Raw genomic sequence first — 13,109 nt, 5'->3', positions numbered from 1 at the left:
AGGATCAAACTCTCCAATAAAGTTAGTTTGTCTAGCATCTAAAATAAAAATTGACGTTTCACGTTGTTTGTTTCGTTTAGTTTTCAAAGTTCAACATCGCGTTTCAGCGACTTTTATAATATATCATAGTATATTATTTTCGTCAACAAGTTTTTTCGATAACTCGTATCTCTCATTTGCTGACTCTGCCTATTATATAGACTTTCTCTTCCCTATGCAAGTATTATTATAAAAAAATAAAGAGGGGAGATATCCCCCTCTTATTCTTCTGAAGAAACCTCTTCGCTTGTTTCTTCCTCATCATCTTTTTGTGCTTTTGCTACTGTCGCTACCTCTTGCTCATCCTCTAATCGAATTAGACGAACACCTTGTGTATTACGTCCCATTTGAGAGATTTGATCAACTGGCATACGAATAATAACACCTGCTGCTGTAATTAACATGATATCTTCTTCACCTGTTACAGATTTAACGGCTACTAATTTACCGTTTTTATCTGTAATATTACAAGTCTTCAGACCTTTACCACCACGGCTTTGTAAGCGATATTCATCAATTGGTGTACGTTTTCCGTAACCATTCTTCGTTACAATTAAAACATTTACATCCTCTTCGACAATTTCCATACCTACAACTTGATCTTCGTCACCTAATGTAATTGCTTTTACACCAGCTGCATTACGTCCCATAGAACGTACATCTTGCTCGTTAAAGCGAATTAACATACCGTTGCTTGTTCCTACAATAATATCTTTATCACCAGATGTTAAACGTACAGATATTACTTCATCCTCTTCACGAAGAGAGATTGCAATTAAACCGTTTGTACGTATATTTGCAAATGATGAAAGTGGCGTTCTCTTAGAGATACCTTGTTTGGTTGTGAAGAATAAGAATTCATCGTCACCAAATTCACGAATTGGAATAATGGCGTTAATCCATTCACCCTTATCTACACCTAATAGGTTAATAATAGGTATACCTTTTGCTGTACGACTATACTCTGGGATTTCATATCCTTTCGTACGGTATACTTTACCCTTATTAGTGAAGAATAGAATATGGTCATGTGTAGAAGTAGTTAATAAATGCTCTACGAAATCATCATCATTTGTTCCCATTCCTTGTACACCACGTCCACCACGGTTCTGTGTTTTGTACGTAGAAGCTGGTAACCTCTTAATATAACCATTATGAGTTAACGTAATGGCGATGTTTTGTTCTGGAATCAAGTCTTCATCTTCAATAGACTCCATACCACCAATTGTAATTTCTGTGCGTCTCTTATCATTAAAGCGCTCTTTTACTTCTGTTAATTCTTCACGAATAATCTCAAGAACCTTTTCTTCATCCGCTAAGATTGCTTTTAATTCAGCAATTAACTTCATTAAGTCTTGATATTCTTGTTCAATTTTTTCGCGTTCTAATCCTGTTAAGCGTTGCAGACGCATATCTAAAATAGCTTGCGCTTGTTTTTCACTTAAGCCGAAACGTTCCATTAAACCTTGCTTTGCAATTTCCGCTGTTTTCGAACTACGAATTAACGTAATAACTTCATCAAGATGGTCTAAGGCAATTCGTAACCCTTCTAAAATATGAGCACGCGCTTCTGCTTTTTCTAGTTCATACGCAGTACGTCTACGAATTACTACCTTTTGATGTTCCAAGTAATGATATAAATTTTGTTTTAAGTTCAGTACTTGCGGCTCTCCGTTTACAAGAGACAGCATATTAATGCCGAAACTTGTTTGAAGTGCTGTATGTTTATATAAATTATTTAATAGTACATTAGCATTTGCATCACGACGTACTTCCATAACAATACGCATACCATTTCGATCTGATTCATCACGTAAATCTGTAATACCTTCAATTTTCTTATCGCGAACTAATTCTGCAATTTTTTCAATTAATCGCGCCTTATTCACTTGATAAGGTAGTTCCGTTACGATAATAGATTGTTTACCATTTGACTTCTCTTCAATTTCAACTTTAGCACGGAGTATGATAGATCCGCGTCCTGTTTCATACGCTCTACGAATACCACTTCTCCCCAAAATTAAACCTGCTGTTGGGAAATCTGGACCTGGAATGAACTCCATTAATTCTGCAATAGTAATATCAGGATTATGACTTAATGCCAATACGCCATCAATTACTTCGCCAAGTTGATGCGGCGGAATATTTGTTGCCATACCAACCGCAATTCCTGTCGTACCATTTACTAGTAAGTTAGGAAAACGTGCTGGCAATACAATCGGTTCTCTTTCAGAACCATCATAGTTATCTTGATAATCAATTGTATTTTTTGAAATATCACGTATTAATTCCATAGAAATCTTAGACATTCTTGCTTCTGTATAACGCATTGCTGCCGCTGAATCTCCATCAACAGATCCAAAGTTACCATGCCCATCAACAAGCATATAACGCTGACTGAAATCTTGTGCCATACGTACCATCGTTTCATAAACAGCTGAATCACCATGCGGGTGATACTTACCAATTACTTCACCGACAATACGTGCTGATTTTTTATACGCTTTATCAGCCGTAATTCCTAAATCATTCATCGCATATAGAACCCTACGATGCACGGGTTTTAATCCATCACGAACATCTGGTAATGCACGAGATACGATAACACTCATTGCGTAATCTAAAAATGAAGTACGCATTTCATGGCTAATATTAATTTCTCGAATTCGTGCTTGTTGTTGATTGTCTGACATCAACGAGCACCTCCTCTTACATTTCCGTTACACATACATTGATTTATATGTAGAAGACAGGAATACTCAGATTCCTGTCATTACTCATTTAAATATCAAGGTTTTTCACGTATTTTGCATTTTCTTGGATAAAGTTACGACGTGGCTCTACTTTATCCCCCATTAAAATTTCAAATGTTTCATCTGCTTCAATTGCATCTTGAAGGGAAACTTGAAGTAATGAACGCACTTCCGGGTCCATTGTTGTCTCCCAAAGCTGAGTTGGATTCATTTCTCCTAGACCTTTGTAACGTTGGATTCCAGGTTTAGGTTGTGCTGGTAATTCAGCTAAGATTTTTTCAAGTTCTTTGTCGTTGTAAGCATATTGAATTTTTTTACCTTGTTGTACTTTAAACAACGGTGGCTGTGCAATATAGATATAACCATGCTCGATAATTTGGCGCATATAACGATAGAAGAACGTTAATAATAGGGTACGAATATGCGCACCATCTACGTCTGCATCCGTCATAATAATAACTTTATGATAACGGGCTTTCTCAATATCGAAATCTCCGCCAATGTTTGTACCAATTGCAGTAATAATTGTACGTACTTCATCGTTAGATAAAATTTTATCTAATCTTGCTTTTTCAACGTTAATAATTTTACCCTTTAGTGGTAAAATCGCCTGGAAGTGACGGTCACGACCTTGCTTTGCTGATCCGCCGGCAGAATCACCCTCTACAATATAAATTTCGCTAATTGCTGGATCTTTTGAAGAGCAATCTGCTAATTTACCAGGTAAGCTTGAAACTTCTAACGCACTCTTACGGCGTGTTAATTCACGTGCTTTTTTCGCTGCAACACGCGCACGTGCTGCCATCGTACCTTTTTCCACAATTTTTCGTGCAACGTTTGGGTTTTCTAGTAAGAACTTTTCAAATGCCTCTGAAAACACAGACTCTGTAATCGTTCTCGCTTCACTATTCCCAAGTTTCGTCTTCGTTTGTCCTTCAAATTGTGGATTTGGATGTTTAATTGATACGATTGCAGTTAAACCTTCACGAACATCCTCGCCAGTTAAGTTACTGTCTGCATCTTTTAAAATACTATTTTTACGACCGTAATCGTTAATCACACGAGTTAAAGCTGTTTTAAAACCTACTTCATGTGTTCCACCTTCATACGTATGAATGTTATTCGTAAATGAGTAAATATTATTTGTATATCCTTCGTTATACTGTAAGGAAACCTCAACTTGAATACCATCTTTTGATCCTTCTACATATACAGGTTCTTCATGGATTGGTTGTTTTGAGCGGTTTAAATGCTCAACATATGATTTAATTCCACCTTCGTAATGGAATTCTTTCTTTTGCTTATGTTCACGTTTATCTTCAATCGTCAATTTAATATTACGATTTAAAAATGCTAATTCACGCATACGACTTGCTAGTGTATCAAATTCGTATACTGTTGTTTCCTGAAAAATTTCTGGATCTGGTTTAAATCGAGTTATCGTTCCTGTTTGATCTGTGTCACCAATGACTTTTAAATCTGCAACAGGAATACCTCTTTCGTATTTTTGGTAATGGATTTTACCTTCACGATGTACAAATACCTCTAGTTCTGTTGATAGAGCATTTACTACAGATGCCCCAACACCATGCAAACCACCAGAAACTTTATAACCGCCGCCGCCAAACTTACCACCAGCATGAAGAACGGTCATAATAACTTCTACAGCAGGACGTCCCATTTTTTCTTGTATACCAACTGGAATACCACGTCCGTTATCTGTTACACGAATACTATTATCTTCTTCGATACTAACATTAATCTCATCACAATACCCTGCAAGTGCTTCATCAATACTATTATCGACGATTTCCCATACAAGATGGTGAAGTCCTTTTCCACTTGTAGATCCAATATACATACCAGGGCGTTTTCGAACTGCTTCAAGTCCTTCAAGTACCTGTATCTGACTTTCATCATATGAGTTTTCTTCCATTTGCTTTTGTTCCATTGACACAAAGATCACCTACTTTTCCATTTAAACAGGGATTACGCCCTATCTATTTCACAATCTACCGTGCCGTTCGTTACATGAATTGTTTTCGCTTCTTTTAATGTTTCGTGTTCAATTCCGTCGACACTCGTCGTTGTCACAAATGTTTGCACTTTTCCTTGAATTGTATTTAACAGATGCGATTGACGATAATCATCTAATTCTGATAATACATCATCTAATAAAAGAATCGGATATTCCTTAACTTCTGAGTAAATCAATTCAATTTCAGCTAATTTTAGGGACAGTGCGGTCGTTCGTTGTTGTCCTTGGGAACCAAAGACTTGAACATTTTTACTATTAACGAAGAATTGTAAATCATCACGATGAGGACCAATTAAAGTCGTACCACGGAAAATTTCACGTTGTTTCACAGATTGAAAACTTTCATAGTATACTTCTTTTATTTTCGACAAATCCATTGATTCTGATACATCTACACTTGGTTTATAGACAATTTCTAATTCTTCTAATCCACGGCTTATACCGCGATGAATTGGAGCTGCCCATTCCTGTAGTAAATGCAAAAACTCAAATCGTTTTTGCAATATTTTTGCACCATGCTCAATAAGTTGAAGTGTAAATACATCCAACATCGTTTCCTCATTCTTACTATTCCCTTGCATCTTTTTCAGCAAGTGATTTCGTTGTGTGAGCACCTTTTGATATTGACTCAATTCATACAAATAGACGGGAGCTATTTGGCCTAATTCCATATCTAAAAAGCGTCTTCTTACTTGAGGGCTTCCTTTTACAAGATTTAAATCTTCTGGGGCAAACATGACAACATTCATCACGCCAATATATTGACTCAATTTTTGTTGTTCAAGTTGATTTAATTTTGCCTTTTTACCTTTTTTCGAGATATTTAATTCCAAAGACAAAGAACTATTTCTCTTTTGTAATTTCCCTTTAATTTGACCGAAATCTTCATCCCAACGGATAAGCTCGCGATCATTAGAGGTTCTATGAGATTTTGCCATCGCTAAAACATAAATAGCTTCCATCAAATTCGTTTTCCCTTGCGCATTTTCGCCGATAATGACATTTACTTTATCTTCAAAGGAAAGCTCTAACTTTTCATAATTGCGATAGTTTTTTAATTGTATTTCTGAAATAAACAAAGGGCTCCCCCTTTATGATTGAACTTGGAAACTTCCGCTTCCTGGAATTTCAATAATATCGTTCGCATATAGTTTGCGACCTCTTCTATTTTCAAGTTCTTGATTCACGTACACTTCATATTCTTGTAAAAACCATTTTACAGCGCCACCTGTATCAATTACATCGGCTAACTTTAAAAATTGTCCTAGTGTAATATACTCTGTTGAAATTTTAATACGTTTCATAAAATCGCTCACTTTCTGAAAGTGTTCATTCTTTCATTGTACTAAATAAACTAGCATTAGGAAAGTAATACCCAAAAATCAAATAAGGGCTACTAGCATCTGAAAACTAGCAACCCTTATTTCTTACTTAGTAAGTACGAACCGGTAAAATTAATTGAATAATGGACTCATCATTTACTGTACGAATTAAGAACGGTCTCATTGCTCCAGTAAAGCTAATTTTAATTTCAGTACTATCTAAGGCTTTTAGTGCATCCATCATATATTTTGCACTAAAAGATATTTTTAACTCTTCCCCATCTACTTTTTCACATTGAACTTCTTCTACTACTTTTCCGATTTCTGGTGAATTCGAAGAAATTTCTAGCATTTCTTGTTCTAAAGTTGATAATTTCACAACATTATTACGGCCATCTCTCGCTAATAGAGAGGCACGATCAATTGCTTGTAAAAATTCTTTTGTATTTACAAAAATATCTGTTTTACTCTCCGCTGGAATTAAACGAGTTGTATCAGGATAATTCCCTTCTAACAATCTTGAGAAGAATAATAAATGCTTTGTACGGAATAATACTTGATACTCCGTAATAACGATATCTACCATTTCTTCAGACTCATCTAGAATTTTGCTTAATTCATTTAAGCTTTTACCTGGAATAACAACATTCGCTTGGAATTCATCTCCAATACCTTCGATCTTTGCTTTTCGAAGAGCTAATCTGTGACTATCTGTAGCAATGCAAGTTAATTCGCTGTTATATACTTTCCAGTTTACACCTGTCAAGATTGGTCTTGTTTCAGAAGTGGAAACTGCAAATACAGTTTGTCGGATCATATGTTTCAATAAATCTGTTGGAACTTTAAAAACATGATGTTCTTCAATTTGTGGTAATAACGGATATTCAGCAGAATCTAAACCATTTAAATTAAACTCTGATTTTCCAGAAGTTATTTTTGTCATAAAATGATTTTCCACAGAAATTTCGACAGTCTCTTTAGGTAATTTTTTTACAATCTCACTGAAATATTTTGCTTGTAAAACAATACTTCCTGATTGTGCTACTTCTACGATTTCTTTTCCATTCTCTTCAACTGGGATAAATGATTCGATAGAAATATCAGCATCGCTTCCTGTTAACGTAACTCCTTCTTCCGTAGCGACAACTTTAATTCCTGTAAGAATTGGAATTGTTGTACGAGAAGAAACAGCCTTCATTACATCTTGCACACTTCTTACAAGATAGTCTTTTTGTATTGTAAAACGCATAAAGAAAAACCTCCGGTAAGTATAAGATTTTATTTAATTAATAAAGATAAAAAAATAGTAGTAATAGTAATAGGGCTTGTGGATATGTGGATAACCCTGCTGAGAGATGTAAAAACAGTCTATCTACATGTGGATAGACTGTGCGTAAAACAAGGGAAGTTATTCACACTATTCAGCTACTACTTTAAAATATCGTTAATTTCTTCAACTTGCTTTTGTAATTGCGTATCCGTTTTAAGCAGCTTAGAAATTTTTTCATGAGCATGGATAACTGTTGTATGATCACGTCCACCAAACTCTTCACCTATTTTAGGTAAGGAGGAGTCTGTCAGTTCACGTGATAAATACATTGCAATTTGGCGAGGGAAGGCAACAGATTTTGTTCGCTTTTTCGCCTTGAAATCTTCCAATTTTACTTGGTAAACATCTCCGACAGCTTTTTGGATATCATAAATAGAGATAATTTTTGGTTTAGAATTTGGAATAATATCTTTAAGTGCTTCAGCTGCTAAATCAGCATTAATATCTTTGTTAATTAAAGATGAATAAGCTACAACTCGGATGAGTGCACCTTCTAGTTCACGAATGTTTGAATCAATTTGATTTGCGATATAAAGCATGACCTCATTTGGTATATCAAGTCCTTCAGCCTTTGCTTTTTTACGTAAAATCGCAATTCGTGTTTCTAAATCTGGTGGCGTAATATCCGTAATAAGTCCCCATTCAAAGCGAGAACGAAGACGATCTTCTAAAGTTGGAATTTCTTTTGGTGGCCGATCACTGGAAATTACAATTTGTTTACTTTCTTCGTGTAATGCATTGAATGTATGGAAAAACTCTTCTTGAGTTTGTTCTTTTCCTGCTAAAAATTGAATATCATCTATCAATAAAACATCTACATTACGGTATTTATTACGGAAATCGACCGCTTTATTGTCACGAATAGAATTAATGAATTCATTCGTAAACTTTTCTGATGATAAATATACAACCTTCGCGTTTGGATTATGTTCAATTACATAATGACCAATTGCATGCATTAAATGGGTCTTTCCAAGTCCAACTCCCCCGTAAATAAAGAGGGGATTATATGCTTTAGCTGGTGCTTCGGCTACGGCCAATGAAGCAGCGTGAGCAAAACGGTTACCAGAGCCAATAACAAATGTATCAAACGTATATTTTGGGTTTAGCATACTCTGTGGTAAATGATTGGAATCGTCTTGACCTGAATTTGGTTTAGCAGGAGGAAGATCAATCTCCTCTTCAGCTTGACTTTGGGGAATAATAAAGCGAATAGCTAATTTTGCCCCCGTTAAATCATAAAGTGTTTCCGAAATTAGCTCTGAATAATGAGATTCTAACCAATCACGAGCAAATTCATTTGGAGCCGTAATTGTTAATACGTCTTTCTTTAAGTTATGTGCGGTTGTTGATTTTAACCATGTTTCATAACTTGGTTTACTGACCTTTTTTTCTAGTTCTTTTAAGGCACTGTTCCATAAATCAGAGATGTTTTCCAAAGGTGTCCCTCCTTTACTAAGATGGTAAAAGAATAAGGTTGCGCAACAAATGTACAACCTAAATAAATATAAAATGTATATTTATACGAAACGTATTTTAAAACCTAAAAACGTCGTTTGTATATGAGATATAGTTTTCGACAAAAAAAGTAAATGTGGATAATCATTTACCCACATGTGATTAAAACTGTCCACATGTTATACACAAATTGTGGATAAGATAAAGATGTGGAAAACTTATTCAAAGTGAAAACACAACTATAATATCAAAAAAAAGTAGCTATAGCAATGAAATTAAGAAAGTTATCCACAAAATCAATACCTTGTGGAATAAACTTGTCCACAACACGATATACTGTGTAAAAGTGTGAAAAGAGTTTGTGGATATAAAAAACAAGAAAAAACATTTATCCACAAGGAAATATAGGGTCTGTGAAAAAGTATGTGAATAGGTTCAAAATGAATATTTAATGAAAATTTCTAGAACCATTGACATTTTCCTAGTTGATTAACTATAATTTATAAGACTGTCTTTAACAGATATTCCTCAGGGAGGTGTCATATAATGAAAAGAACTTACCAACCAAATAAACGTAAGCGCAGCAAAGTACATGGTTTCCGCAGCCGTATGAGCACAGCGAACGGACGTAAAGTGCTAGCAGCTCGTCGTCGTAAAGGAAGAAAAGTATTATCTGCGTAGACCACTGATCGTTCAGTGGTCTTTTTTTCTAATAATAGTGAATTTCCGCTGATGAACTACAGGAGTGTCAATTGATATGAAGAAAAAACATCGTATAAAAAAGAATGATGAATTCCAGACGGTTTTTCAAAAAGGAAAATCGAATGCGAATCGTCAGTTTGTTGTCTATCAACTAGATAAAGAAGAACAGCCAAACTTTCGTATTGGCCTTTCTGTCAGCAAGAAAATAGGAAATGCAGTAATGCGTAACCGAATTAAACGTATGATTCGCCAGTCGATCACAGAATTAAAAGATGAGATAGATTCTGGAAAAGATTTTGTTATAATAGCAAGGAAGCCTTGTGCAGAGATGACATATGAAGAAGTAAAGAAAAGCTTAATTCATGTCTTTAAACGCTCTGGTATGAAAAGAATAAAAAAGTAGCGTAAGGAAATGAATTACACTATATACATACCGAAACAAGGAGGAGCAGGCTTTGAAAAAGAAAATAGGTTTACTAGCCATGGTTATTGCATTAATGGCAATTGCTACGGGCTGTAGTGAAGTGAATCAGCCGATTACACCGAAAAGTACTGGAATTTGGAATGAATATTTCGTATACCCGCTTTCTCAGTTAATTACGTATTTTGCCAACTTATTTGGTAGTAATTACGGTTTAGCAATCGTTGTTACAACTCTTATCATTCGTTTTGCATTATTACCATTAATGATTAAACAAACGAAGAGTACGAAAGCAATGCAGGCGTTACAACCAGAAATGGTGAAGTTAAAAGAGAAATATAGTTCGAAAGATCAAGCAACACAGCAAAAACTACAACAAGAAATGATGCAGTTATATCAAAAGAATGGTGTAAATCCATTAGCAGGATGTTTACCAATCTTTGTTCAGATGCCTATTTTATTCGCGTTTTACCATGCGATTATGAGAACATCAGAAATTAGTAAGCATACATTCTTATGGTTCGACTTAGGACAGGCAGATCCGTTCTATATCTTACCGGTTGTTGCGGCAATTACGACATTTATTCAGCAAAAGCTTGCAATGGCAGGAACAGCTGGTCAAAATCCGCAAATGGCAATGATGCTTTGGTTAATGCCAATCATGATTCTAATCTTTGCAATTAACTTCCCAGCTGCATTATCACTTTACTGGGTTGTTGGTAATATCTTTGGTATCGCTCAAATGTACTTGATCAAGGGGCCAGAAATTAAGGCTAGTAAGGCAGGAGGATCAAGCAAGTGAGTATAATTACTGCTAAAGGACAAACAGTCGAGCTGGCAGTACAAGATGCTTTAAGACAACTAAATGTTTCAAAAGACCGAGTAGATATAAGTATTATCGATGAGGGGAAAAGAGGATTCTTAGGTTTATTTGGGAATCGTCCTGCAGTAGTAGAAGTTGTATTGAAGAAAGATCCGATTCAAGAATGTGAAGAATATTTAAAAAATGTTATTCACGATATGGGTGTGGAAGTTGAGATTAGTAAAATTGTAAAAGGACGCGAAGTAGAATTTACAATTTCTGGCGAAAATGTAGGTGTTTTAATTGGGAAAAGAGGAAACACCTTGAATTCTTTACAGTATTTAACAAAACTTGTGGCGAATCGTAATACGAAACAGTATATTGGCATCACACTAGATGCTGAAAATTATCGTAGTAAAAGAAAAGGTACGTTAGAAGCACTTTCTTATCGATTAGCAAAACAAGTAGTAAGTACGAAAAAAAGAGTTGTATTGGAGCCTATGCCATCTTTTGAACGAAAGATTATCCACCAAGCATTATCTAATCATCAAAATATCATTACAACTTCTGAAGGAAAAGAACCACATCGACATGTTGTAATATCTTCCAAGTGACCGGTTACTCAATTGAGTGCCGGTTTTTTTGAGGGGAAAATAGGTGTGGATAACTAAAAAACACTAAACTTATCCACTGTGAATAAGTTTAGTGTTTTTTACATGAGGACATAATAAAATGAGTTATTATTCTTTTGTAGATAGGTTCGTTATGGTATTCTAATAATTTAGTGAAGAAAATAATCATGTTGAAATAGAGATAAATAAGCAAATGAGGTGAAAGGACATGGAATTTGATACAATTGCCGCGATTTCCACAGCGCTTGGAGAGGGTGCAATTGCCATTGTTCGAGTAAGTGGGGATGATGCGGTTGAAAAAGTTAATCGTATTTTTAAAGGGAAGGATTTAACAGAGGTTCCTTCTCACACAATTCATTATGGTCATATCGTTGATTTAGATACAAATCAGGTTATTGAAGAAGTGATGGTGTCTATTATGCGTGCACCAAGGACTTTTACACGTGAAAATATAGTAGAAATTAACTGTCACGGCGGACTTGTTTCAGTAAATAAAGTGTTGCAGCTTATTTTAGCGCAAGGAGTACGATTAGCGGAGCCTGGTGAATTTACGAAACGTGCTTTTTTAAATGGACGTATTGATTTATCACAAGCAGAAGCAGTTATGGATTTAATCCGCGCCAAAACAGACCGTGCAATGAACGTAGCAATTAATCAAATGGAAGGGCGATTATCTAAATTAATTGGCCGTCTGCGTCAGGACATATTAGAAACATTAGCTCATGTTGAGGTAAATATAGATTACCCGGAATATGATGATGTGGAAGAAATGACACATAATATTTTAATTGAGAAAGCTACACATGTTCGTGTTGAAATCGCAAAAATATTAGAAACATCGAAGCAAGGAAAGATTTTACGTGAAGGTATTGCTACTGCAATCATTGGTAGACCAAACGTTGGGAAATCATCGCTATTAAATAGTCTCGTTCAGGAGAAAAAGGCAATTGTAACTGATATTGCAGGAACAACTCGTGATGTTATTGAAGAGTACGTTAATGTGCGTGGTGTACCACTTAAACTTATAGATACAGCCGGAATTCGTGAAACAGAGGATGTTGTGGAACGAATTGGTGTAGAGCGTTCAAAAGAAATGATGAGTCAAGCTGATTTAGTGTTAGTTGTCGTTAATTATAGCGAAGCTTTAACGAATGAGGATGAAGATCTATTCCGTGCCGTACAAGGAAAAGATTTCATTGTTATTGTAAATAAGACAGATTTATCGCAAGTAATTGATATGGAACGTGTTACAGAATTGGCAGCGGGAAATCGTGTTATTACAACGTCGTTAATTGAGGAACAAGGAATAGATGAGCTTGAAAAAGCAATTGCTGATCTATTCTTTGAAGGAACAATTGATTCTGCAGATGTAACATATGTTTCTAACGCAAGACACATTGGATTATTAACACAAGCAGGTAAAACAATTGGAGATGCAATTGAGGCGATAGAAAATGGTGTTCCAATTGATATGGTGCAAATTGATTTAACAAGAACGTGGGAAATACTTGGTGAAATTACTGGTGATACAGTTCATGAAAGCCTAATTGACCAGTTGTTTTCTCAATTTTGTTTAGGAAAATAATATAGTGATGTTTCAGAAAGATAGAGA

Annotated in this window: 11 protein-coding genes; 5 read left to right on the top strand and 6 right to left on the bottom strand. The window is 35.3% G+C overall.

Annotated features, from left to right (window positions below; translation table 11 throughout):
• Nucleotides 1-260: 260 nt before the first annotated feature.
• From gyrA to dnaA, 6 genes are all read right to left on the bottom strand, one after another.
• The gene (gene gyrA / locus AC3WVA_RS08820) at nucleotides 261-2,732 is read right to left on the bottom strand and encodes a DNA gyrase subunit A (protein WP_048527913.1); all 2,472 of its coding nucleotides are present in this window, start codon (nucleotides 2,730-2,732) and stop codon (nucleotides 261-263) included.
• 88 nt (nucleotides 2,733-2,820) lie between these two features.
• The gene (gyrB, locus tag AC3WVA_RS08815; RefSeq protein ID WP_048527914.1) at nucleotides 2,821-4,743 is read right to left on the bottom strand and encodes a DNA topoisomerase (ATP-hydrolyzing) subunit B; all 1,923 of its coding nucleotides are present in this window, start codon (nucleotides 4,741-4,743) and stop codon (nucleotides 2,821-2,823) included.
• Nucleotides 4,744-4,781: 38 nt separating this feature from the next.
• The gene (gene recF / locus AC3WVA_RS08810) at nucleotides 4,782-5,909 is read right to left on the bottom strand and encodes a DNA replication/repair protein RecF (protein WP_048527915.1); all 1,128 of its coding nucleotides are present in this window, start codon (nucleotides 5,907-5,909) and stop codon (nucleotides 4,782-4,784) included.
• Between the two features lie 12 nt (nucleotides 5,910-5,921).
• The gene (yaaA, locus tag AC3WVA_RS08805; protein WP_000821367.1) at nucleotides 5,922-6,134 is read right to left on the bottom strand and encodes a S4 domain-containing protein YaaA; all 213 of its coding nucleotides are present in this window, start codon (nucleotides 6,132-6,134) and stop codon (nucleotides 5,922-5,924) included.
• Nucleotides 6,135-6,261: 127 nt separating this feature from the next.
• A complete protein-coding gene (gene dnaN / locus AC3WVA_RS08800; protein ID WP_048527916.1) occupies nucleotides 6,262-7,401 on the bottom strand; it encodes a DNA polymerase III subunit beta in 1,140 nt (379 codons plus the stop codon).
• 179 nt (nucleotides 7,402-7,580) lie between these two features.
• Nucleotides 7,581-8,921 (bottom strand): chromosomal replication initiator protein DnaA, encoded by a 1,341-nt coding sequence (gene dnaA / locus AC3WVA_RS08795; protein ID WP_048527917.1) that lies wholly within the window; start codon nucleotides 8,919-8,921, stop codon nucleotides 7,581-7,583.
• 565 nt (nucleotides 8,922-9,486) lie between these two features.
• On the opposite strand from dnaA, the gene rpmH reads away from it, so the two are divergent.
• The 5 genes from rpmH (at nucleotide 9,487) to mnmE (ending at nucleotide 13,082) form a co-directional block, all read left to right on the top strand.
• Nucleotides 9,487-9,621, top strand: coding sequence for a 50S ribosomal protein L34 (gene rpmH / locus AC3WVA_RS08790; RefSeq protein ID WP_000831901.1), 135 nt, complete (start codon nucleotides 9,487-9,489; stop codon nucleotides 9,619-9,621).
• A 76-nt stretch (nucleotides 9,622-9,697) separates the two neighbouring features.
• The gene (rnpA, locus tag AC3WVA_RS08785; protein WP_048527918.1) at nucleotides 9,698-10,045 is read left to right on the top strand and encodes a ribonuclease P protein component; all 348 of its coding nucleotides are present in this window, start codon (nucleotides 9,698-9,700) and stop codon (nucleotides 10,043-10,045) included.
• Nucleotides 10,046-10,097: 52 nt separating this feature from the next.
• A complete protein-coding gene (spoIIIJ, locus tag AC3WVA_RS08780; RefSeq protein ID WP_048527919.1) occupies nucleotides 10,098-10,865 on the top strand; it encodes a YidC family membrane integrase SpoIIIJ in 768 nt (255 codons plus the stop codon).
• On the top strand, nucleotides 10,862-11,479 hold the full coding sequence (jag, locus tag AC3WVA_RS08775; protein WP_071758538.1) for an RNA-binding cell elongation regulator Jag/EloR: 618 nt from the start codon (nucleotides 10,862-10,864) through the stop codon (nucleotides 11,477-11,479). The genes spoIIIJ and jag overlap by 4 nt, the downstream gene beginning before the upstream one ends.
• 226 nt (nucleotides 11,480-11,705) lie before the next feature.
• Nucleotides 11,706-13,082 carry a tRNA uridine-5-carboxymethylaminomethyl(34) synthesis GTPase MnmE gene (gene mnmE, locus AC3WVA_RS08770; protein WP_048527921.1) on the top strand — a complete coding sequence of 459 codons (1,377 nt, stop codon included), beginning with the start codon at nucleotides 11,706-11,708 and terminating at the stop codon, nucleotides 13,080-13,082.
• Nucleotides 13,083-13,109 lie beyond the last annotated feature (27 nt).

The organism is Bacillus sp. EB106-04-02-XG92 (assembly GCF_058791995.1).
The sequence above is the reverse complement of the archived record's forward strand: the minus strand, read 5'-3'. Positions and strand labels throughout refer to the sequence as shown.